Source organism: Lelliottia sp. 489 (assembly GCF_050435885.1).
GTDB classification, from domain to species: domain Bacteria; phylum Pseudomonadota; class Gammaproteobacteria; order Enterobacterales; family Enterobacteriaceae; genus Enterobacter; species Enterobacter nimipressuralis.
Genome location: NZ_JBNDLC010000004.1, coordinates 47,818 through 69,908 on the forward strand (window position 1 = coordinate 47,818; position 22,091 = coordinate 69,908).

A 22,091-nucleotide genomic window follows, 5' to 3' on the forward strand; every position below is an offset into this window, starting at 1 on the left:
TAAATGAAAAACGGCAGCCTCTCGGCTGCCGTTTTTTTTATCGGCTCTGCTTTCTCAGCAAATAAATAAAGTATGGCGCACCAATAAACGTCGACAGCAGCCCGGCCGGGATCTGATATGGGAACAGCACCATCCTGCCCAGCCAGTCGGCGATGACCAGTATCATCCCGCCCACCAGCGCGGAGATCACGATATGCGGCATCGTGCGGCGGAACCCCATCATGCGCGCGATGTGCGGCGCCATCAGACCAACAAAGCTGAGTGGGCCGATGGTCATGGTCGCGACGGCAGTCAGGCAGGCTGCCAGCAGCAGCAAGCCGACGCGCGATGGCGTCAATGCAATCCCGACCGCGCGTGCCGTTTCACCGCCCAGCGGCAGAATCGTCATCCAGCGGCGGCACAACGGCGTGATTGCCAGCAGCAAGATCATCGCAATCCCGGAATGCACCACCTGTGCCCCCGTCGCGCCGTAAGTCGAACCAGAGATCCAGGTCAGGATCTGCGCCATGCGCGGATCGCCGCTGGCCTGCAGCATCATCAACAGCATGGTAAATGCAGTGCTGAGCGCCATACCGGCAAGCAGCATCCGGTGTGGTGAAAAGCCCCCGCGCCCGGCGGCGATCATAATGATCATCAGCGTGGCGGCGGCACCGATACTGCCCGCAGGCATCAGCCAGCCAAACGCATCGCCCGGTACGAAGAACAGCATCATCACTACGCCAAACGCCGCGCCGGAGCTGATGCCCAGCACTTCCGGGCTGGCCATCGGGTTACCCGTTAGACGCTGGATAATGCACCCGGCGACCGCCAGCATCACGCCAGCGATCAGCGCCGAGAAAATACGCGGCCAGCGCCATTGCAGCAGTTCATCCAGCATCGAGCCTGTCGCCCAGTGCCAGCCGCTCGCATCGCGCCCCAGTGAGAGGGCAATCCACGCGACAATCAGCAACACGATCAGCCCGGTCAGCACAAACCACTGAATGTGCTGACGCTCGGCATAGACTTTATCCCCGGCGTCCATCGCGGGCGCGCTCATGCTGCGCAGACGTGGCAGTAGCCACAGCAACAGCGGCGCGCCAATCAATGCGGTGACGGAACCGGTGGAGACTTCCATCCACACGCGGGCGAGCCAGAGAATGATTTGATCCGACAGCCAGAGGATCAGCGCTCCAATCAGCGGCGCCAGCATCAGTCGCGACAGCAGGCGGCGCGCACCGAGCATTTTCGCCAGTAACGGTGCAAACAGCCCGATGAAGCCGATAATCCCGACCGCATTTACCAGCAGTGCGCTGAGCACAATCGCCAGCGTCAGCGCGGCGAGACGTGCCAGAGAAAGCGCCAGCCCGAGATTACGCGCCACGCCATCATCCAGCCCCATCAGCGTCAGCGGACGCAGCAGCAGCAGGGTCAGCACTACGCCGCCGATCAGCTGTGGCCACAGGCGTTGCACGATACTCCAGTCGGTCTGGGTCAGCGTCCCGGTGCTCCACAGGAACATGCTTTGCAGCTCGTCGTGATGGAACAGCACCAGCAGCTGGTTGATGGCCCCGCAGTAGAGGCTCACCACCAGCCCGGCCAGAATCAGCGTTACCGGAGAAAGACGTTTTCCCCACGCCACACCGAAGACCAGCGCACCGACCACACAGGCTCCCGCCAGCGCAGCGAACTGGCTGGTGAGTGCGCCAGGCAGCGCCCAGAGCGTGGTGATGGTGATACCAAGCTGTGCGCCAGTCGCGACGCCAAGCGTCGTCGGTTCCGCCAGCGGGTTACGCAGCACCTGCTGGAATAGAACGCCGACCAGCCCCAGCCCTGCGCCCACCAGCAATGAAATCGCCAGGCGTGGCAACAGGCTGTAGTGGAACAGCATCTGCTGGATGTTATCGATATCCGGTACGGAGAAGGCCTGGCCCCACTGCGCGCGCGGCAGCGCAATCGACAGATTTGACCAGGTTAAGAACAGTGCAACGACGAAAACGACGGTTAACAGCAGCGTCGGGAAAAGTGCGATCCGCGATCTCATGCTTTGCCTCCCAATGCGCCATCAAGCACGCGGGCAAAGTGCATCGCCGACAGCGTCGCTCCGTAGAACCACACCGCAGGCACACGCTGGAAACGCTGCTCGCGCACGAACGGCATCGCCTGCCACAGCGGCGTCGCCATCAGGGTTTGCATCTCACGGTCATTGCCATGATCGAAACAGAGCACATCCACATCGCGGAACTGCGCCAGACGATCGATGCCGACGGTGGTACTTCCCCAGAAGGTCATCTCCCCTTCCCAGGCATTCGTAATAGCGAAGCGATCGAGCACTTCCTGGAACAGGCAGTTTTTGCCAAACACCAGCACATGACGCGCATCCAGCAGCGTGACCATCAGCAACGGACGGTTGCCGCGCGCGGCAAAGCGGGGTTTGAGCGAATCGATACAACCGTCGAAATGGTCGAGATGCTGTTTTGCCGCCGCCTCGCGGTCCAGAAGCTGAGCCATTTCATTAATCGAATGACGCGCCATGGTCAGCGGTTTTTTACCGTCGCTGAAGGTGAACCCCCGGCCCGGTGCAATGCGCGCCAGCGTCTCCGGCGAAGGGCCGTAGCCCGCAGACCAGACCAAAAACGAGGGTTTCATCTGCGTCAGGAGTTCGAGATTCGGCTCGGTGCGCAGGCCGATGTCGATGGTTGACGCGGGGATCTTCGGCTCGTTGACCCACATGTTGTAGTTAGGAATATCCGCCACGCCGTACGGCGCGATACCCAGCGCCAGCATCAGCTCAACCGGCAGCCACTCCAGCGCCACGATGCGGTGCGGATCAATAGAAGCCGCACGCGCGGTATTCATTTTTAACAGCAGTGGCGAAAGCGCCAGCGCCGTCAGTAACCGACGGCGACTTATCAACGTTGGATCCAGCATCAATACACAAAGCTCACCGGTGCAGCCCCTGCCGGGTGAGGCAGGATACCCATTGGAATTCCGTAGATCAGTTCCAGCGTTTCGCCGCGCATTAGCTCAGACGGCGTACCTTGCGCAATCATCTCGCCCCCGCGCAGGGCCACCAGATAATCGCAGTAGCGCGCGGCCATATTGATATCGTGCAGAACGGCGATCACCGTTAGCCCTTTCTGCTGGCTGAGGCGATGAATCAGCGACAGCACATCCACCTGATGGGCGATGTCCAGCGCCGAGGTTGGCTCGTCCAGCAGCAGGCAGTTACTGTCCTGAGCCACCAGCATCGCGATCCACGCACGCTGACGCTCGCCGCCGGAGAGGCTATCCACCAGACGGTGCGCCAGCGGTTTTAACCCCACCAGCGCGATCGCCTCTTCCACTTTCTCTCTGTCAGCCACACCAAACCGCCCGAGCGCGCCGTGCCACGGATAACGTCCAATCGCCACCAGTTCGCGCACGGTCATCCCTTCAGCCTGCGGCAGTTGCTGCGGCAGATAGGCGACTTTGCGGGCAAAGGCTTTGCTTTTCCAGCTCTCAAGCGGCTGCCCGTCGAGCAGGATCTCCCCTTCGGACGGCGGCTGATGGCGACCCAGCATTTTGAGCAGCGTGGATTTACCCGAACCGTTGTGACCGATAAGGCCCGTGACTTTGCCGACAGGGAATGTCAAAGAGAGCGGATGCAGCAGCGTGCGTCCAGGGACGCGAAAGGAGGTGTTATTAAGCGCAAACGTGGTATCGGAGTGCGGTCTAATTTCCTGCATAGTGGCCAACTTGTTAAAGGGCACGGCGAACCGTGCCCGAAGAGAGATTAGAAGCGGAAGGTCGCCGTGGCGACAACCTGGCGTTCAGCACCCCAGAAGCAGCCGTAGGTGTTGAAGCAGCTTGCGACGTATTCACGATCCAACAGGTTGTTGACGTGAACCGCCACGTTGGAACCCGCCATACCGAAGCGCGCCAGATCGTAACGGACCAGGGCATCGACAACGGTGTAACTGCCCACTTTGAAGGAGTTCGCCGGGTCGCCATAGCTGGAGCCGGTCAGACGGCCGCCGGTCCCCAGGGTCAGACCAGACAGTGCGCCATCAAAGAAGGTGTAGTCACCCCACAGGGAAGCCATGTGTTTTGGCACCTGCGCAGGCGTGTTGCCTTTGTAGTTGGTGTCGGTGGTGTATTCCGCATCCGTGTAGGTGTAAGACCCTACGACGTTAACACTCGCAGACAGCGCCGCTTTAGCTTCAATTTCCACGCCGCGTGAACGAATTTCGCCACCCTCAACGGAGAAGAATGAGCCTGCCGGGTCAGCCATCAGGTTGTTGGTTTTGGTCAGCTGGTAGACCGCACCGGTCAACACGATAGGACGGTCGCTCGGCACATATTTCACGCCCGCTTCGTACTGCTTACCTTTAGACGGTGAGAACAGTTTACCCTGCGCATCGGTCTGAGACGCTGGTTCGAAGGATTCGCTGTAGCTGAAGTACGGGGTTACGCCGTTATCAAACAGGTAGTTAACGCCACCACGCCAGGTGAACTGGGTATCGTCACGTTTGGAGGTGGTATTGGCTACTCGGTTGTAGGATTCCTGATCGGCCCAGTCGTAACGACCGCCCAGAGTCACCAGCACTTTATCCCACTGCGCCTGGTCCTGAACGTACAGGCCCGTTTGCTTCTGACGGTTCAGGATCTGATACGGACCGGACGTAGCCGGATCTTTCGAATTGAAATCGAAATCGGTGTACACCGGATTGTAGAGATCCAGCAACGGCACGGAGTCGTCGTAGCCGAACCAGGAGTTGATGTCGTTACGCATACGCATAAAGTCAACGCCGGTCAGCAGGGTGTGGTCAACGGCACCGGTCGCAAATTTGCTTTGCAACTGGGTATCCACGGTGAAGTTTTGCAGCTTCTCATCATCAACCACGTATTTACGCGCCAGATAATGACCTTTGTCCGCCGGCGCTAAGGCCGCACACTGTTTGCTGCCCGCATTCGCCGGATCGGTACATACACCGTAACCGTAGACGCTGTTTTGCGAGGTTTTATTCTCAGCAAAGCGCAGGTTCTGACGCACGGTAAAGGTGTCGTTGAACGCGTGGTCGAAGCTGTACCCAACCATTTTCTGGTTACGGGAGTAGGTATTGTTCTTCGCACCTTCGTTGAAGTCGGTCGGCAGACGGCTGCCGTTTGGCAGTGGCTCAACCGTACCCTCTTTTGGCAACCAGCCGTAGTAGCCCGTTTCTGGCTCATTCTGGAAGTAAGAGAGGAAGGTGAAGTTTGTTTTGTCATCCGGACGCCATGAAAACGACGGCGCGATAGCATAACGCTGCTCTTCCGCACGCTCCTGCTGGGCGTTATTGGAACGCGCTACGCCGGTCAGACGGTAGGAGTAGACGCCGTCATCATCGATTGCATCGCTGAAGTCAAACCCGGTCTGGAACAGGCTGTCGGTGCCGACTTTGAACTGGATCTCTTTCAGCGGCTCCGTCATTGGGCGCTTGCTCACCATATTCAGCAAACCGCCTGGGCTGCTTTTTCCGTACAGCACAGAAACCGGACCGCGCATGATTTCAGCGCGCTCCAGCATGTAAGGGTCAATCACCGCGTCGTTGTAGAAGTTGCCCTGCATCTTCATACCGTCGAGGTAGTTGTTCTGGCTCTGATTATCGGCTGCAAAACCGCGAATGACCAGATAGTCATAGGTGTTTGATGCGCCACGCGTGCCAACTGCAACGCCTGGGGTGTAGCTCAACGCCTCTTTCACCGAGCGTGGCTGATGCAGCGCCATCTCTTCGGCGGTCACCACAGAAATAGATTGAGGGACTTTTTGAATAGGGGTATCGGTTTTGGTGCCGGTTGCGGACTGACGCGCCGCGATGGTTGCCGCCGGTCCCCATGCACTTTCTTGTGCCGCTGGGGCCGCCGTCACCGTAATGGTGTCTTCTTTTTTGGGGGTGTCAGCCGCATGTGCAAAAGCAGACATGCCGCCTACCGCTGTGGCTACAACGACCGCGATTTTACGCAGCGAAGGACTCTTTGGCTGAGCAGTTTTGAGCGCCATTGGTATATCTCTGATGAAAGAGTGAATGATAACGTAAACGAGAATTATTATTATGACCGCAGAATAATATGCGAAACGCTGGCGGCATAGCAAGCGATATGCGGCCCTACAAGAATTGAGGGTTTAAGAAATAACCAGAGGGAAAATGAGGAGTTAAAGCAGGATTAAATAAGGGTTAGGAATATGTTCTTTATGCGTGAATAAACTCCCTCTCCCGCAGGAGAGGGAATTCTCAGACTTAGTTACTGCCAAACATATCTTTGATCCAGCCCGCGACGCCGTCGCTGTCTTTCTTCTCATTCTGCGGCTGCTGCTGTTGTTGCTGCTGCGGCTGCTGTTGAGGCTGAGACTGCTCAAACGGATTGCCCGTCGGCTGTTCTGGCTGGCTTTGCTGACACAGTGATTCCGGTTTGTCCGTCCAGACCGGCAGGGAACGCATCCCGCCGCCGCAGACGAAGTTACCCGACTCATCCACGCCCATATCGACGATATCTTCCGGCGGCGTCAGGTTCAGCGGCACCGGCGACTGGTTGGTCAGGTAACGCTGGTAGATGGACATCGCGCCGCTCGCACCGTACAGACGGGTCGGCTGGTTGTTATCACGTCCAACCCAGGTGATCACCACTTCCCGGCCATCAATCCCGGCAAACCAGGTATCGACGTTGTTGTTGGTGGTCCCGGTTTTACCCGCCAGATGCAGGCCCGGATATTTCGCGCCCAGCTGGCGACCCGTACCGCGCTGCACCACTTGCTGCATGGTCCACAGGGTCATGTAAGCAGCCTGCGCGGGAACTACGCGCTCTGCCTGCGGGAAGCTCTGATAAAGCACCGTACCGTCTTCAGCAATCACCGAGCGCACCGCAGAGAGCTGCGCACGGTTACCGCCGCTGGCGATGGTCTGGAAGGCCTGCGCCACTTCGATAGGGGTCAGGTTCAGTGCCCCCAGAATCATCGCTGGCACCGGGTGCAGCTGATCTTTTGGCACACCCAGTTTCTGCCAGGTATCGGTGATCGCCGGCAGACCCAGCGCCATACCAAGGTTGACCGTCGGGACGTTCATCGAGCGCGTCAGTGCATCCACCAACATCACCTGGCCACTGAACTGTTTATCGTCGTTCTGCGGAGACCATACCTGGCCATTGGGCTGACGCAGCGCAATCGGCGCATCGGCAATCCAGGTATTGAGTCGATACTGATTCGGCTGGCTCAGAGCAGTCAGATAGGTCGCCGGTTTTGCCAGAGAACCAATCGAACGACGCGCCTGCATCGCACGGTTGTAGCCCGCAAACTGCGGCTCTGCCCCGCCCACCATCGCGCGCACTTCACCGCTATAACGATCGACGACGACCATTGCGGTTTCCAGATCGCTCAGCTTGCGCTGCTTTTTCAGCACCGGAATGCCGTCAACGGCAGCTTTCTCAGCGGCGTCCTGCGCCACGGAGTCAAAGGTGGTAAAGATCTTCACGCCGGAGAGATCTTTCACTTTGTCGCCGAGTTTGGTCTGCAGCTCCTGACGCACCATCTGCATAAATGCAGGCTGTGGCGAAATCACGCCACCGCGCGGTTGCACGCCCAGCGGACGCGCGCTCAGCATGTCGTACAGCTCCTGATCGATCACCTGCTGCTGTTGCAGCAAGCGCAGAACCAGGTTACGACGCTCCAGCGCCAGTTTCGGGTTGCGCCACGGGTTATAGATTGACGCGCCTTTCACCATCCCCACCAGCAGTGCCTGCTGGTCGAGGCTCAGCTCTTCCACCGGACGCCCAAAGTAGTAGAGGCTCGCCAGCGGGAAACCACGGATTTCGTTATCGCCGCTCTGACCGAGATACACCTCGTTCATGTACAGCTCAAGAATACGATCTTTGCTGTAGCGGGCGTCCATCAGCACGGCCATGTACGCTTCGTTGGCTTTACGCCAGTAAGAGCGTTCGCTGGAGAGGAACAGGTTTTTCACCAGCTGCTGGGTCAGGGTACTCGCCCCCTGCACCGTACGACCGGCCGTCAGGTTCGCCAGCACCGCACGCCCGATGGAGTAAAGGCTCACGCCATCATGCTCGTAGAAGTGGCGGTCTTCGGTGGCCAGCAGGGTATCAACCAGCAGATCCGGGAAGCCATTACGCGCGACAAACAGGCGCTGCTCGCCGTTTGGCGAGGAGAGCATTGTGATCAGACGCGGGTCGAGACGGAAGAAACCGAACTGACGGTTGCTGTCCAGGTTCTCGATGGTTTCCAGATGGTCGCCGTCAAAGGTCAGACGCGCGCGCACCTGCCCCTCTTTGCTGTCCGGGAAATCGAACGGACGACGGATCATCTCGATGCTGCTCGCCTGCACGGTAAACTCGCCAGGGCGGGTCATTTTCGACACCTGACGGTACTGCGTGGCTTCCAGCAGTTTGACCATTTCGTTCTTGCTGATGGACATGTCCGGCTCAAGGTTCACCATGCGACCGTACACCGCCGCAGGCAACTGCCAGACTTTACCGTCGATACGGCTGCGGATCTTCTGATCCAGGTACACACCGTAAATCGCCATCAGAACAACAAATACAATAAACAGCTTCAGCAGCAGCCAGAACCAGCCGCGCCTGCCACGAGGCTTCCGCCCTTTGCCTTTTCCTTTCCGCGGCATGGGTTCATCCTCATCATCGTCTTCATAGTCATCGTCATACTCCTCATCTCTGAGGCGACGACGGCTGATTTTTTCCTTCGCCGGACGCGCAGGTTTACCCTTACGTCCTATTGGCTCGCGGTCATTCCCCGCCATGCTTTCTCTCCGCAACATTCCAGGCGCAATGGCCCGATTCTCTTTTCTTCCACCCAACGGTGAAAGAAGAAATCTCTCAAAACCTATGAATACTTCTTCGTCCGCCGCGTCGGCGCGGTATTCGCCGGATCGTCCGGCCAGACGTGTTTCGGATAACGCCCTTTCATCTCTTTCTGCACATCGCGATAGCTACCAGCCCAAAAAGCACCGAGATCGCGCGTGATTTGCAATGGACGATGGGCGGGCGACAGCAGCTCCAGCACCAGTGGAACGCTCCCGTCGGCTATCGACGGCGTGGTGGCTTCACCAAACATCTCCTGCATCCGTACCGCCAGTGCCGGAGGATTATCCTCATGATAACGAATGGCGATCCGGCTTCCGGTCGGCACAGTGTAATGCGAGGGGAGCGAACTCACCAGTCGTTGACGTAATGACCAATCGAGTAAATTCTCAAGCGCGGCCTTCACATCCAGTGATTTCAGCGCTTTCAGGGAGTGCACACCGCCCATTTCTGGCAGTAACCAGGTTTCCAGGGAGGCCAGCAGCGCATCGTCGTCCACCTCGGGCCACGGGTACTCCGGCAGCCAGCGCGCGGCGCAGTGTAAGCGCAGGCGATACTGTTCCGCTTCCGGCGTCCAGTTCAGCACAGTCAGCCCTTTATCGCGAATACCGTTGAGCATCGCCTGATGCAGCTCGTCTTCCGACGGTTTTGCCAGCGGTTTAACGCTGACGGTCAGTTTGCCGATCTGGCTGCGGCGAAACGCTTTCAGGGTGCCCTGCGCGTCGTCCCACTCGATGGTGTCCGACTGCTGCAACAGCTGCGGGCAGTCGCGTGTGAGCGCGTCAATATCCACCGCTATCGCCTGTAAAATTCGCGCGTCCGGGGACGAACTGCCCTGCAACAGCAGCGGCGCTATCAGCCATTCGTGGCGAGTGAGCGCGTCATCGCTGTCAAGCATCGCGCCCATGCCGTTCGCCAGCTGGTAGCGGCCATCGATGCCCCGCCTGCGTGCGATGCGATCCGGGAAAGCCTGCGCCAGCAGGCCAGGGATCAGATCGCTGTCCAACGCTCCGCCACGGCAGTTCAGGCGCTGACAAAGCCGTTGGGCGCGCTGCTGCCAGTTGGGCTGATTGCGCGAAAAAGCCGAGGCCAAATCGCTGCTCCCGCCGCGCGGAGGCTCTTCCAGAATCGCCGCCAGCTTCGCGGCAGTGGCGATTTCATCATCCTCTTTTGCCGCCACCAGCATCGCCGCCAGACGCGGTTCGTTGCCAAGGGTCGCCATTTTCTGGCCGCGAGGTGTCAGGCGTTCATTGTCAAGCGCACCAAGCTGAGTAAGCAGCCTGCGCGCCGCCGCCAGATTCACCGCAGGCGGCTGATCGAGCCAGACCAGTTGACTCGGATCCGGGCAGCCCCATTGCAACAGCTCCAGCAGCAGGCCGGAGAGATCGCTTTGCAGAATTTCCGGTGTGCTCTGCGTCGCCGCACGTTCTGCCTGCTCGGCGCTGGTCAGGTGCAGACAAATCCCCGGCTCCAGGCGTCCGGCGCGGCCAGCGCGCTGGGTCATGGATGCCTGGCTGATCCGCTGCGTGAGCAGGCGGGTCAGGCCGGTGCGCGGATCGAAGCTCGCCACCCTCTCCTGCGCCGTATCGACCACCAGACGAATGCCCTCGATCGTTAAACTGGTTTCGGCAATGTTGGTCGCCAGCACCACCTTGCGCTGCCCGGCAGGTGCCGGAAGGATGGCTTTACGCTGTTCGTTCAGCGACAGTGCGCCATACAGAGGGCAGAGCAGTACATCGCAGCCAACGCGTGACGCCAGTTTCTCCTGCACACGCTGAATTTCGCCGACGCCCGGTAAAAAGAGCAGCAGCGAGCCAGACTCGTGGCGCAACAGCTCCGCGGTAGCGATAGCGACCGCCTCATCAAAGCGCTGGTTCGCCGACAGCGACTGGTAGCGGCGATCGACGGGAAATGCCCGCCCTTCGGAGGCGATCACCGGTGCATCGGGAAGGATCTGTTGCAAACGTGGGTTGTCGAGCGTCGCCGACATCAGCAGCAGCCTGAGATCGTCACGCAGCCCTTGCTGAACATCGAGCAGCAGCGCCAGCGCCAGATCGGCCTGAAGGCTGCGTTCGTGGAATTCATCGAGGATCACCAGCCCCACGCCGTTCAGCTCCGGATCGTTTTGCAGCATCCGGGTGAGAATGCCCTCCGTCACCACTTCGAGGCGCGTCGCGGGGCCGATGCAGGTTTCGGCGCGCATGCGGTAGCCGATCGTTTCGCCCGGCTTTTCATTCAGCAGTTCGGCGAGGCGTTGTGCCACGTTGCGGGCCGCCAGCCGGCGCGGCTCAAGCAGAAGAATTTTTCCGGGAATATTCCCCTCTTTGAGGATCTGCAGCGGCAACCAGGTCGATTTACCGGCGCCCGTGGGCGCATTCAGCAGGATCTGAGGGGCATGTTGTAACGCGGCAAGTAGCTCGGGAAGTACGGCGGCGACCGGCAATGAGGACACGAACAGCTCCAGAGGGTTAACATTAGACGGCGGACATTGTAGCATCGGCGCATATCATTACCGAGCCCTCCTATGCCTGATTCAAAACGACTGTTTTTCGCCATTGAGCCACCGGCCACTGTTCAGCGGCAAATCGTCCGCTGGCGCGCGGCGAATTTTCCGGCCGAAGCGGGCCGCCCGGTTGCGGCCGCCAATTTACATCTGACGCTGGCGTTTCTCGGCGAGGTCAGCGCAGAAAAGCAGCAAGCGCTGTCGGCGATGGCCGGGCGGATCCGCCAGCCGGGTTTTACCCTCAATCTGGACGACGCCGGGCAGTGGCTGCGCTCTCGCGTCGTGTGGCTCGGGACGCGTCAGCCACCGCGCGGGTTGTTGCAGCTGGCGAATCTGCTGCGCGCCCAGGCCGCTCGCAGTGGCTGCTATCAAAGCCCGCAGCCCTTTCACCCGCACCTCACCCTGCTGCGCAATACCGCGCAGGCGGTTGCCATTCCCGCCCCAGGCTTTAGCTGGGCCTTTCCGGTAACCGAATTTGTCCTCTACGAATCCGTATTCCATCAGGGACGCACCCGCTATACGCCGCTGACGCGCTGGACGTTAAGCGAATAATCAAGGACTCACGATGAAGTTTAGCCCTGCCTTACAGCAAGCCACCCTGATTCAGCGCTACAAGCGCTTTCTGGCCGACGTGATCACCCCCGAGGGCGAGCATCTCACGTTGCACTGCCCGAACACCGGTGCGATGACGGGCTGCGCCACGCCGGGCGATACGGTCTGGTACTCCACCTCTGCCAATCTTAAGCGTAAATATGCGCATACCTGGGAAATTACCGAGACCCAGCAAGGCGCCTTTATCTGCGTAAATACCCAGCGCGCCAACCCGCTGGTGAAAGAGGCCATCGACGCCGGGCTGATTCCAGAGCTTATGGGTTACAGCACGCTGAAAGGCGAAGTGAAATATGGCGAGGAAGGCAGCAGAATTGACTTCATGCTACAGGCGGATGACCGCCCTGAGTGCTATATTGAAGTCAAATCAGTGACGTTAGCAGACAGGGATAATGGCTACTTTCCGGATGCGGTGACGCTACGCGGCCAAAAGCATCTGCGAGAGCTAATGAGTGTTGCGGCGGCGGGCAAGCGCGCCGTATTGCTGTTTGCGGTGTTGCATTCAGCGATTGAACGATTCTCACCCGCCCGCCACATTGACCCAAAGTACGCACAATTGTTGAATGAGGCACAAAAGCAGGGGGTAGAAGTTTTCGCTTATAAAGCGGAACTTTCTGCCGATAATATGACTCTGAAGTCGACGCTCCCCGTTGTGTTATAAGGGGTTAGAAGATGACGATTTGGTGTTCTGGCCGCGTGCGCAAATACGCTTTTCCTCACAGGCTTGTCAAGTGTTACGTTTAGATAATTGCCTTACGGAAAAGCATCTGCTATTTATAGCGACCTGATTTTTCCCCCACACGGGGATCGATAGTGCGTGTTAAGGAGAAGCAACATGCAAGAAGGGCAAAACCGTAAAACATCGTCCCTGAGTATTCTCGCCATCGCTGGGGTGGAGCCGTACCAAGAGAAACCGGGCGAAGAGTATATGAACGAAGCCCAGCTGTCTCACTTCAAGCGTATTCTTGAAGCATGGCGTAATCAACTTAGGGATGAAGTCGATCGCACTGTTACCCATATGCAAGACGAAGCAGCAAACTTCCCGGACCCGGTAGACCGTGCCGCTCAGGAAGAAGAGTTCAGCCTCGAACTGCGTAACCGTGACCGCGAACGCAAACTCATCAAAAAGATTGAGAAAACGCTGAAGAAGGTCGAGGACGAAGATTTCGGATACTGCGAGTCCTGCGGTGTGGAAATTGGCATTCGTCGCCTGGAAGCGCGTCCGACTGCCGATCTGTGCATCGACTGCAAAACGCTGGCTGAAATCCGCGAAAAACAGATGGCAGGTTAATTCCTGTTCTGTCGTAACGATCATAAAGGCGGGAGTCACTCCCGCCTTGTGACTTTTTGTCTGCTGTGACTATGCCTCAATCCGACTATATCGGGCGCTTTGCGCCATCTCCCTCTGGTGAGCTGCACTTCGGTTCGCTCATCGCCGCTCTCGGCAGCTACCTGCAAGCGCGTTCTCAGCACGGCCTCTGGCGCGTGCGTATCGAAGATATTGATCCCCCTCGTGAAGTTCCCGGTGCAGCAGAAACCATCCTGCGTCAGCTGGAACATTACGGTTTGAACTGGGACGGAGAAGTATTGTGGCAGTCAAACCGCCACGAGGCTTACCGCGAACAGCTGGCGTGGCTGTATGAGCAAGGGCTGTCTTATTACTGCACCTGCACCCGTGCGCGTATTCAGCAGGCAGGCGGCGTCTACGACGGCCATTGCCGAACCCTGAATAACGGGCCGGAGAATGCGGCGGTGCGTCTGCTTCAGCATCATCCTGTCACCCGCTTTAAGGATTTACTGCTCGGCGAAATTACCGCCGATGAGCGTCTGGCGCGTGAAGATTTTATTATTCATCGTCGCGATGGCTTATTTGCTTATAATCTTGCTGTGGTGGTGGACGATCATTTCCAGGGCGTGACAGAAATTGTGCGCGGCGCAGATTTGATTGAACCGACGGTGCGACAAATTTCGCTCTACCAGCAGTTAGGCTGGAAGGTTCCGGACTATATTCATTTGCCGCTGGCGCTGAATGAACACGGGAATAAACTTTCAAAGCAGAATCACGCGCCCGCGCTGCCTGACGGGGATCCGCGCCCCGTTTTGATCGACGCATTACGATTTCTAAACCAAAATGTGAACAATGAATGGCAGGATTTATCCGTTGATGAATTGCTGAAAAAAGCCGTCGAGGGCTGGTCGCTCTCTGCCGTGCCAAAAATCCAGCATTCTCAAATGCGTCTCGCTGAGCTATGATTAGCCGCTTTTTACACGAAGCATCTCCGCTGTATCAAGGCGGCAACTGAGTGAATCACCGCGAGTTTACGCTTGTAAACGGCCCGTGAGAGCGAAGGCAGCCAACGCAGAGGCAGCATAAAAGATGACGTGTAATTTTTTGTCCAATATATGAAACACACTACCGAGGTGTACTATTTTTACTCGAGTCGCTAATTTTTGCCGTAAGGTGCTAAGCCGCGATGAGAGCGTAGCGAATGACGCTATTGCTCAATCCCATATGTCGGTTATTCCGCGTGAGCAGCACACTATTTCCCGCAAAGATATCAGTGAAAATGCCCTCAAGGTGCTCTATCGTCTGAATAAAGCAGGCTACGAGGCCTATCTCGTGGGCGGCGGGGTTCGCGATTTACTGCTTGGCAAAAAACCAAAAGATTTTGATGTGACGACCAGCGCCACGCCGGAACAGGTGCGTAAATTATTCCGCAACTGTCGTCTGGTAGGCCGTCGTTTCCGTCTTGCACACGTGATGTTTGGTCCGGAAATTATCGAAGTGGCAACCTTCCGTGGCCATCACGAAGCCGGCGCACCAACAGATCGCACAACCTCTCAGCGTGGCCAGAACGGCATGCTGCTGCGTGACAACATCTTTGGTTCCATCGAAGAAGATGCCCAGCGTCGCGATTTCACCATCAACAGCCTTTACTACAGCGTGGCCGATTTCACGGTGCGTGATTTCGTGGGCGGCGTACAGGACCTGAAAGAGGGCGTGATTCGCCTGATTGGCAATCCTGAAACTCGCTACCGCGAAGATCCGGTGCGCATGCTGCGCGCCGTGCGCTTTGCTGCCAAGCTGAATATGCAGATAAGCCCAGAGACCGCTGAGCCGATTCCGCGTCTGGCGACGCTTATCAACGACGTGCCACCGGCGCGTCTGTTCGAAGAAGCGCTGAAAATGCTGCAAGCCGGTTACGGGTATGAAACCTATAAGCTGCTGCGCGAAAACAGCCTCTTCCAACCGCTGTTCCCGACCATCGTGCGCTACTTCACCGAAAGCGGTGACAGCCCGATGGAGCGCATTATCGCTCAGGTGCTGAAAAACACTGACACCCGCATTCATAACGATATGCGTGTGAACCCGGCGTTCCTGTTCGCGGCAATGTTCTGGTATCCACTGCTCGAAACTGCGCAGAAAATTGCTCAGGAAAGCGGCCTGGCCTACTACGATGCTTTCGCGCTGGCCGCCAACGACGTGCTGGACGAAGCCTGCCGTACGCTGGCGATTCCTAAGCGCATCACCACGCTGGTTCGCGATATCTGGCAGCTGCAATTACGCATGTCTCGCCGTCAGGGCAAGCGCGCGTGGAAGCTGATGGAACATCCGAAATTCCGCGCGGCTTACGATCTGCTGGCGCTACGCGCTGAGATCGAGAACAACAAAGAGCTGCAAAGTCTGGCCCAGTGGTGGGGCGAGTTCCAGGTTTCCGCTCCGCCGGAACAGAAAGGGATGCTCACCAATCTGGATGAAGAGCCAGAACCGCGTCGCCGTCATCGTCGCCCACGCAAGCGCGCCCCGCGCCGCGAAGGTAGCGCATGACCCTCGCTTATATCGCCATCGGCAGCAATCAGGCCTCTCCTCTGGAGCAGGTTAATGCTGCCGTTCAGGCGTTAAGCGAGATCCCACAGAGCCGCCTCGTGCAGGTTTCTGCGTTTTACCGCACGCCACCGCTCGGGCCGCAGGATCAGCCTGATTACCTGAACGCCGCCGTGGTGCTTGAAACATCCCTCGATGCCGAAACCTTGCTGGATAACACCCAGCGTATTGAGCTTCAGCAGGGCCGCCAGCGTAAAGCAGAACGCTGGGGACCGCGCACGCTGGATCTCGATATCATGCTGTTCGGTGATGAAGTCATTAATACGGACCGCCTGACGGTGCCGCATTACGACATGAAAAATCGCGGTTTTATGCTCTGGCCGCTCTGGGAAGTTGCCCCTGAATTAACCTTCCCCAACGGCGAATCGCTGCAGGCAATTTTGCAGCAGCTCAACGCCGAAAAACCCGCCCTCTGGTAATCCCGTTATTTTGCTGATAACCCCTAAAATAATTGGTGTTAATCGGTTGCCTAAAATCATTGTTCCCCCGAATGTTACTGTTAGAATGCGCAAAGATTCGTTTTGGGCTATCAGGAAACATTATGAAACCAACCACCATCGCCTTATTGCAGAAATGCAAACAGGAAAAAAAACGCTTCGCCACGATCACCGCCTATGACTACAGCTTTGCGAAGCTGTTTGCCGACGAAGGCATTAAGGTCATGCTGGTCGGCGACTCGTTAGGGATGACGGTACAAGGACATGATTCCACCCTGCCAGTGACGGTAGAAGATATTGCTTACCATACCCGCGCCGTTCGTCGCGGTGCCCCAGAGTGCCTGCTGCTTTCCGACCTGCCTTTCATGGCCTATGCCACGCCAGAACAAGCCTTCGAAAATGCCGCCGCCGTGATGCGCGCAGGCGCCAATATGGTGAAAATCGAAGGCGGAGCCTGGCTGGTTGACACCGTGAAAAAACTGACCGAGCGCGCGGTGCCGGTTTGCGGCCATCTCGGTTTAACACCGCAGTCGGTGAATATTTTCGGTGGATATAAAGTTCAGGGGCGCGGCGAAGCAGGTCAAACGCTGCTGGACGACGCGCTGGCGCTGGAAGCCGCCGGTGCGCAGCTGTTGGTGCTGGAGTGTGTGCCCGTTGAACTGGCCAAACGCGTCACCGAAGCGCTCTCAATCCCCGTGATTGGCATTGGCGCAGGCAACGTGACCGACGGGCAAATCCTGGTGATGCACGACGCTTTCGGCATCACCGGCGGCCACATCCCTAAATTTGCAAAGAATTTCCTAAGCACCGCGGGCGACATGCGCGCTGCGGTCAGGCAGTATATTGCCGACGTCGAATCCGGTGTTTACCCGGCTGAAGAACACAGTTTCCATTAAGGAGTCTCATTGTGCTAATCATTGAAACCTTGCCACTGCTGCGTCAGCACATTCGCCGCCTGCGTCAGGAGGGTAAACGTATCGCCCTGGTCCCGACCATGGGCAATCTGCATGATGGCCACATGAAACTGGTCGACGAAGCGAAAGCCCGCGCCGATGTCGTCGTGGTGACGATTTTCGTTAACCCGATGCAGTTCGACCGTGCCGACGATCTGGCGCGCTACCCGCGCACGCTGCAGGAAGATTGTGAAAAGCTCAAAAAACACCATGTGGATTTCGTCTTTTCACCCACGCCTGACGATATTTATCCGCAGGGTACCGAAGGGGCGACCTTCGTCGATGTGCCGGGCATTTCAACCATGCTCGAAGGGGCCAGCCGTCCGGGGCATTTCCGCGGCGTTTCGACCATCGTCAGCAAGCTCTTCAACCTGGTGCAGCCGGATATCGCCTGCTTTGGCGAGAAGGATTTCCAGCAGTTGGCCCTGATCCGCAAAATGGTCGCAGACATGGGCTACGACATCGAGATCGTCGGCGTGCCGATTGTGCGCGCCAAAGACGGTCTGGCACTCAGCTCACGCAACGGGTATCTGACCGCTGACCAGCGCAAAATCGCGCCGGCGCTGAGCAAAGTCATGAACGCGATGGCGGAGAAGCTGGAAGCTAACGAACTGACGGCGGAAGAGATTATCGCTATCGCGGAACAGGAGCTGAACGAAAAAGGGCTGCGTGCCGACGACGTTCAAATCCGCGATGCGGACACGCTGCTGGCACTTTCAGACACCAGCAAACGCGCGGTGATTCTGGTGGCCGCATGGCTGGGTCAGGCGCGCCTGATCGACAACAAAGTGGTTGAGCTGACGCAGTAGACAGCGACTAAAAATCGGGCAATACTGCGCTAATATTTGCCTGGGGAATGTTTCCCCCCACCCTGCCCTCTCCAGCCGGAGAGGGACTGCATGAAGAGTAAAGGTAACGTTATGATTCGCACAATGCTGCAAGGTAAGCTTCACCGCGTCAAAGTGACGCAGGCAGACCTGCATTACGAAGGTTCCTGCGCGATTGACCAGGATTTCCTTGAGGCGGCGGGTATTCTCGAATACGAAGCCATTGATATTTACAACGTAACCAACGGCAAACGCTTCTCTACCTATGCGATTGCCGGTGAGCGCGGCTCAAAAATCATCTCCGTCAACGGCGCGGCGGCACACTGTGCTGACGTGGGTGATATCCTGATTATCGCCACCTACGTCACCATGCCGGACGAACAGGCGCGCAGCTGGCAGCCTAAAGTGGCCTATTTTGACGGCGACAACGAGATGAAACGTACCGCGAAAGCCGTACCGGTTCAGGTTGCCTGATGTTACCCCTGCGGCTGATTGCTGATCAGCCGCGACATTGTCTCCAGCGAATCCGTTCTTAAGATATACAGGCGTTTCAGTAAGAACGGATTATCTCCCGGTTTCACCTTCCCTTTTACCGTCGTCACCGCCAGATGAAAACCGGCGTCGTTCGCCGCTTTCACCGCTTTGTCATCGTAACCGCCGAACGGATACGAGAGATAGAGCACGCGCGGGTTGAACTGTGCCAGCGAGCGCCGCGAGCGTTCAAAATCAAACAGAATGACGTGGTAGCTACGGCTCAGCAAAATAGGATGTTTATTGCCATCGACGCGGTGCAGGAAGTGGGTGTGCGACTGGATATCAAACACATCCTGAATCTCTTTCAGCTCCGACACGCTCATAAACTGCAGCGATTTCGGGTCCCACTTCTGCGGATGGCCTTTGATTCGCGACGAGATGATAAACGCCGTCGCCTTAAAGCCATACTGCTTCAGAATCGGCCACGCGTAGCGGTTGACCGACTTCAGACCATCGTCAAAGGTAATCACCACCGCGCGGGCGGGCAGGTTCATTTTATTGCGCACGTAGCCTTCCAGCTGATAGAGCGTCAGCGTGGTGTAACCCTGATCGCGCAGCCAGGTCATCTGGTTGTTAAAGGCGCGCACGCTGGTGGTCGTGGAGGTGTGGCGGAAGCGGGTGTTCTCTTCGTCGCGCAAAATATGGTGATAGGTGATCACCGGAATACCGCTGTCTTCCTGCGCATCCAGGCTGCTGATCCACGCCAGACGGTTGCCCATGCGGATTTGAAACCAGGTCTGGTTGAGTCTGTCTTTCAGCTTGCTGAGAATGGGATAGCGCAGGTTTGAACTCAGCGTACCAAACGGGGCGCTGCCGCTGTTGGGTGCGTTATACACCGGGGTGTCTTTCCACGTGATCAGATTCTGGTTACTGAACGGCTTATTGAGATCGCCCAGACTGTCCTGTACGCGCTGTTTCCCCTGCACCTTTTCCAGATGGCCTTTGTCGATAAACCCGGTGCCAAAGCCGAAGCGAAATTCATAATAGTCTGCTGCCGTAGGAACGACCGCAAGAATCTGCCCCGCGCGCACATTGCCGACGTTAACAACCTCGTTGCCCACCTGCGCCCAGATCGCCGCATCTTCAGTGGTTTGCATATATTGAGCGGGTAAGCCCTGTTGGCTTAATAAACTGGCAGAGACGCCGCCGGAGACCAGCAGCAACAGAAAGGAAAAAACGCGTATAAACATGGGATTATTATCGACACTAAAAATCAGTCGCCATTGTAGCAAAAGCGACATCAATACCAATGTTTAATTCTTATACAGATCGTGGAGCAGGACAAAAGGCGGGTTTTTCTGCTGCTGATGCCAGAGGCTGCTGACGCCGGGGATCTCCTGCCCGACCAGCGTATCGCGGAACTCCGCGCTGCTCAGCGTTTCGCGCAGCGGGTACATCATCTCCAGCAATGCGTAGTTAATCCCGGAAATCACTTCACAGTTTTCATGCTTGTGACTCAACAACGCGGCGGCGCGATAGGGCGCGGCGCCCGATTTGTCGGTCATAAAAATGACGCCTTCACCGGTATCCGTCTCATGCAGCGCATCGCACATCATACGGCTCAGCATGTTGGTGCTCAGCCCGCGCCAGTAGTTCACCGCCCGGCACTGAGGCAGCGGACCCAATTTTTTTTCCAGGCGATCGATCATTGCCTGGGCATCGTCATCATGACAGGTAATCACCCAACCCAACATAGCGTCTCTCCTTTAGGGGAAAGTAGTTTAGCGGAGTGAAGATTAATTTATGGTGATAACTATCAAAGAAAATGCCCCGGCAGGCAGAGTGCTGCCGGGGATGCGGCTTAGCTGCGCAATCCGCGTCCGCGCTGAATCAGATACCAGCACAGAATATAGAAAGCGATGATGAAGACGGCGAGGACGATGACGGTGGTAAACAGCGGCACGTCAGTAATGCCGAGGAAGCCAAAGCGGAAGCCGCTGATCATGTAGACAATCGGGTTCAGGTGCGACAGCGCCTGCCAGAACGGTGGCAGCAGCGTCAGGGAGTAGAACACCCCACCGAGATAGGTCAGCGGCGTCAGGACAAAGGTCGGGATCAGGCTGATGTCATCGAAAGTGGTCGCAAACACCGCGTTCAACAGGCCTGCCAGCGAGAACAGGATCGCGGTCATCAGCAGGGTCAGCGCCACGAACATCCATGAATGCACCTGGAACGGGACGAAGAACAGCGAGATAGCCGTTACCAGAATCCCTACCGCCAGCCCGCGCGCTACGCCGCCGCCCACATAACCGGCGATGATGACGTGCGTTGGCACCGGGGCCACCAGCAGCTCTTCAATGTTACGCTGGAACTTCGCGCTGAAAAACGACGACGCCACGTTGGCATAGGCGTTGGTGATCACCGCCATCATGATCAGGCCCGGCACGATAAACTGCATATAGGTAAAGCCATGCATTTCACCAATACGGGAGCCAATCAGATTCCCGAAGATGATGAAATAGAGCGTCATAGTGATCACCGGCGGCACCAGGGTTTGCACCCAAATGCGCATAAAGCGGTTAATCTCTTTGGCCCAGATACTTTTTAGCGCCACCCAGTAAAGATGCATCATGCCTGCTCTCCTTGTTTATCCTGGACCAGCGAGACAAACAGTTCTTCCAGTCGGTTAGCTTTGTTACGCATACTTAATACCTGAATGCCCTGCGCGCTCAGCTGCGCAAAGACGCTGTTAATGCCCTGCTCGCGCAGGACTTCCACTTCCAGCGTCGACGTGTCTACCAGACGATACTGATAGCCCTCCAGCTTCGGCAGCGGGCTTTTGGCCGCCAGATCGAGGATAAAGGTTTCGGACTTCAGCTTGGACAGCAGGTTCTTCATCGAGGTGTTTTCCACCAGCTCGCCGCGCTGAATGATGCCGATATTGCGGCACAGCATTTCAGCTTCTTCGAGGTAGTGGGTGGTCAGAATGATGGTGGTGCCTTTGTCGTTCAAATCCTTCAGGAAACCCCACATCGAGCGGCGCAGTTCGATATCCACGCCCGCCGTTGGCTCATCAAGGATCAGCAGTTTTGGCTCATGCATCAGGGCGCGGGCGATCATCAGACGGCGCTTCATCCCGCCGGAGAGCATACGCGCACGTTCGCCGCGTTTTTCCCACAGATCGAGCTGTTTGAGGTACTTTTCGCTGCGCTCGATGGCGTCCTGACGTTCTACGCCGTAGTAACCCGCCTGATTCACCACAATTTGCTGCACGGTTTCAAACGGGTTGAAGTTAAATTCCTGCGGCACCAGCCCAAGCTGACGTTTGGCGTTGACCACATCTTTTTCGAGATCATAGCCAAACACCGCGACGCTGCCCGAAGACTTGTTCACCAGCGAGCTGATGATGCCGATGGTCGTGGATTTCCCCGCGCCATTCGGCCCCAGCAGGGCGTAGAAATCCCCCGCTTCGACCTGCAAATCAATTCCGCGCAGCGCCTGAACGCCGCCCGGATAGACTTTTTTAAGCTGCTTAAGCTCAAGTGCGATAGTCATGAATTAAACTTACCTATAGTTCTG

General features: G+C 57.3%; 19 protein-coding genes. 9 read left to right on the forward strand and 10 right to left on the reverse strand.

Translation table 11 applies throughout. The features are described from left to right. Positions 1-37: 37 nt before the first annotated feature. The 6 genes from fhuB to hrpB all read right to left on the reverse strand — a co-directional run bounded on the left by fhuB (position 38) and on the right by hrpB (position 11,275). The gene (gene fhuB / locus ABIE11_RS13955) at positions 38-2,020 is read right to left on the reverse strand and encodes a Fe(3+)-hydroxamate ABC transporter permease FhuB (protein WP_429184730.1); all 1,983 of its coding nucleotides are present in this window, start codon (positions 2,018-2,020) and stop codon (positions 38-40) included. Continuing rightward, entirely contained in the window at positions 2,017-2,907 is an 891-nt protein-coding gene (gene fhuD / locus ABIE11_RS13960) for a Fe(3+)-hydroxamate ABC transporter substrate-binding protein FhuD (protein WP_429184857.1), read from the reverse strand. The genes fhuB and fhuD overlap by 4 nt, the downstream gene beginning before the upstream one ends. After that, positions 2,907-3,704, reverse strand: coding sequence for a Fe3+-hydroxamate ABC transporter ATP-binding protein FhuC (fhuC, locus tag ABIE11_RS13965; protein WP_429184731.1), 798 nt, complete (start codon positions 3,702-3,704; stop codon positions 2,907-2,909). The genes fhuD and fhuC overlap by 1 nt, the downstream gene beginning before the upstream one ends. A 47-nt stretch (positions 3,705-3,751) precedes the next feature. Next, the gene (fhuA, locus tag ABIE11_RS13970) at positions 3,752-5,998 is read right to left on the reverse strand and encodes a ferrichrome porin FhuA (RefSeq protein WP_429184732.1); all 2,247 of its coding nucleotides are present in this window, start codon (positions 5,996-5,998) and stop codon (positions 3,752-3,754) included. Positions 5,999-6,236: 238 nt separating this feature from the next. Then, positions 6,237-8,762, reverse strand: coding sequence for a bifunctional glycosyl transferase/transpeptidase (gene mrcB / locus ABIE11_RS13975; protein ID WP_312070011.1), 2,526 nt, complete (start codon positions 8,760-8,762; stop codon positions 6,237-6,239). Between the two features lie 83 nt (positions 8,763-8,845). Beyond that, entirely contained in the window at positions 8,846-11,275 is a 2,430-nt protein-coding gene (gene hrpB, locus ABIE11_RS13980; protein ID WP_429184733.1) for an ATP-dependent helicase HrpB, read from the reverse strand. A 72-nt stretch (positions 11,276-11,347) separates the two neighbouring features. Here hrpB and thpR point away from each other — a divergent pair, with 72 nt between their 5' ends. The 9 genes from thpR to panD all read left to right on the forward strand — a co-directional run bounded on the left by thpR (position 11,348) and on the right by panD (position 18,512). Then, the gene (thpR, locus tag ABIE11_RS13985) at positions 11,348-11,878 is read left to right on the forward strand and encodes an RNA 2',3'-cyclic phosphodiesterase (protein WP_429184734.1); all 531 of its coding nucleotides are present in this window, start codon (positions 11,348-11,350) and stop codon (positions 11,876-11,878) included. 13 nt (positions 11,879-11,891) lie between these two features. Next, a complete protein-coding gene (sfsA, locus tag ABIE11_RS13990) occupies positions 11,892-12,596 on the forward strand; it encodes a DNA/RNA nuclease SfsA (protein WP_100777580.1) in 705 nt (234 codons plus the stop codon). Positions 12,597-12,770: 174 nt separating this feature from the next. Further along, entirely contained in the window at positions 12,771-13,226 is a 456-nt protein-coding gene (gene dksA, locus ABIE11_RS13995) for an RNA polymerase-binding protein DksA (protein WP_001155232.1), read from the forward strand. 71 nt (positions 13,227-13,297) lie between these two features. Beyond that, the gene (gene gluQRS / locus ABIE11_RS14000) at positions 13,298-14,188 is read left to right on the forward strand and encodes a tRNA glutamyl-Q(34) synthetase GluQRS (protein WP_312070008.1); all 891 of its coding nucleotides are present in this window, start codon (positions 13,298-13,300) and stop codon (positions 14,186-14,188) included. Between the two features lie 175 nt (positions 14,189-14,363). Beyond that, entirely contained in the window at positions 14,364-15,764 is a 1,401-nt protein-coding gene (pcnB, locus tag ABIE11_RS14005; protein ID WP_100777582.1) for a polynucleotide adenylyltransferase PcnB, read from the forward strand. After that, positions 15,761-16,240, forward strand: a complete 480-nt coding sequence (gene folK / locus ABIE11_RS14010; protein WP_429184735.1) for a 2-amino-4-hydroxy-6-hydroxymethyldihydropteridine diphosphokinase — start codon at positions 15,761-15,763, stop codon at positions 16,238-16,240. The genes pcnB and folK overlap by 4 nt, the downstream gene beginning before the upstream one ends. 122 nt (positions 16,241-16,362) lie before the next feature. Further along, positions 16,363-17,154, forward strand: a complete 792-nt coding sequence (gene panB / locus ABIE11_RS14015) for a 3-methyl-2-oxobutanoate hydroxymethyltransferase (RefSeq protein ID WP_123429473.1) — start codon at positions 16,363-16,365, stop codon at positions 17,152-17,154. Between the two features lie 11 nt (positions 17,155-17,165). Further along, on the forward strand, positions 17,166-18,020 hold the full coding sequence (panC, locus tag ABIE11_RS14020) for a pantoate--beta-alanine ligase (protein ID WP_100777585.1): 855 nt from the start codon (positions 17,166-17,168) through the stop codon (positions 18,018-18,020). 111 nt (positions 18,021-18,131) lie between these two features. Then, a complete protein-coding gene (gene panD, locus ABIE11_RS14025; RefSeq protein WP_095284178.1) occupies positions 18,132-18,512 on the forward strand; it encodes an aspartate 1-decarboxylase in 381 nt (126 codons plus the stop codon). A 2-nt stretch (positions 18,513-18,514) separates the two neighbouring features. Here panD and ABIE11_RS14030 read toward each other — a convergent pair whose 3' ends face one another. The 4 genes from ABIE11_RS14030 to ABIE11_RS14045 all read right to left on the reverse strand — a co-directional run bounded on the left by ABIE11_RS14030 (position 18,515) and on the right by ABIE11_RS14045 (position 22,067). Further along, positions 18,515-19,762: a polysaccharide deacetylase family protein gene (locus ABIE11_RS14030; RefSeq protein ID WP_429184736.1), complete on the reverse strand. Its 1,248-nt coding sequence runs from the start codon at positions 19,760-19,762 to the stop codon at positions 18,515-18,517. Between the two features lie 63 nt (positions 19,763-19,825). Then, the gene (locus ABIE11_RS14035) at positions 19,826-20,266 is read right to left on the reverse strand and encodes a PTS sugar transporter subunit IIA (RefSeq protein ID WP_100777587.1); all 441 of its coding nucleotides are present in this window, start codon (positions 20,264-20,266) and stop codon (positions 19,826-19,828) included. A gap of 107 nt (positions 20,267-20,373) precedes the next feature. Next, entirely contained in the window at positions 20,374-21,144 is a 771-nt protein-coding gene (locus tag ABIE11_RS14040; protein ID WP_100777588.1) for an ABC transporter permease, read from the reverse strand. After that, positions 21,141-22,067, reverse strand: a complete 927-nt coding sequence (locus ABIE11_RS14045; protein ID WP_100777589.1) for an ABC transporter ATP-binding protein — start codon at positions 22,065-22,067, stop codon at positions 21,141-21,143. Before ABIE11_RS14045 ends, ABIE11_RS14040 begins: the two co-directional genes overlap by 4 nt. Between the last annotated feature and the right edge of the window lie 24 nt (positions 22,068-22,091).

Coding starts and splice junctions, on each gene's coding strand:
- folK (WP_429184735.1), top strand. CDS start 15,761: ATGACCCTCGCTTATATCGCCATCGGCAGCAATCAGGCCTCTCCTCTG.
- panD (WP_095284178.1), top strand. CDS start 18,132: ATGATTCGCACAATGCTGCAAGGTAAGCTTCACCGCGTCAAAGTGACG.
- ABIE11_RS14045 (WP_100777589.1), bottom strand. CDS start 22,067: ATGACTATCGCACTTGAGCTTAAGCAGCTTAAAAAAGTCTATCCGGGC.
- thpR (WP_429184734.1), top strand. CDS start 11,348: ATGCCTGATTCAAAACGACTGTTTTTCGCCATTGAGCCACCGGCCACT.
- fhuA (WP_429184732.1), bottom strand. CDS start 5,998: ATGGCGCTCAAAACTGCTCAGCCAAAGAGTCCTTCGCTGCGTAAAATC.
- fhuC (WP_429184731.1), bottom strand. CDS start 3,704: ATGCAGGAAATTAGACCGCACTCCGATACCACGTTTGCGCTTAATAAC.
- panB (WP_123429473.1), top strand. CDS start 16,363: ATGAAACCAACCACCATCGCCTTATTGCAGAAATGCAAACAGGAAAAA.
- dksA (WP_001155232.1), top strand. CDS start 12,771: ATGCAAGAAGGGCAAAACCGTAAAACATCGTCCCTGAGTATTCTCGCC.
- mrcB (WP_312070011.1), bottom strand. CDS start 8,762: ATGGCGGGGAATGACCGCGAGCCAATAGGACGTAAGGGTAAACCTGCG.
- ABIE11_RS14030 (WP_429184736.1), bottom strand. CDS start 19,762: ATGTTTATACGCGTTTTTTCCTTTCTGTTGCTGCTGGTCTCCGGCGGC.
- ABIE11_RS14035 (WP_100777587.1), bottom strand. CDS start 20,266: ATGTTGGGTTGGGTGATTACCTGTCATGATGACGATGCCCAGGCAATG.
- fhuD (WP_429184857.1), bottom strand. CDS start 2,907: ATGCTGGATCCAACGTTGATAAGTCGCCGTCGGTTACTGACGGCGCTG.
- gluQRS (WP_312070008.1), top strand. CDS start 13,298: ATGCCTCAATCCGACTATATCGGGCGCTTTGCGCCATCTCCCTCTGGT.
- ABIE11_RS14040 (WP_100777588.1), bottom strand. CDS start 21,144: ATGATGCATCTTTACTGGGTGGCGCTAAAAAGTATCTGGGCCAAAGAG.
- fhuB (WP_429184730.1), bottom strand. CDS start 2,020: ATGAGATCGCGGATCGCACTTTTCCCGACGCTGCTGTTAACCGTCGTT.
- sfsA (WP_100777580.1), top strand. CDS start 11,892: ATGAAGTTTAGCCCTGCCTTACAGCAAGCCACCCTGATTCAGCGCTAC.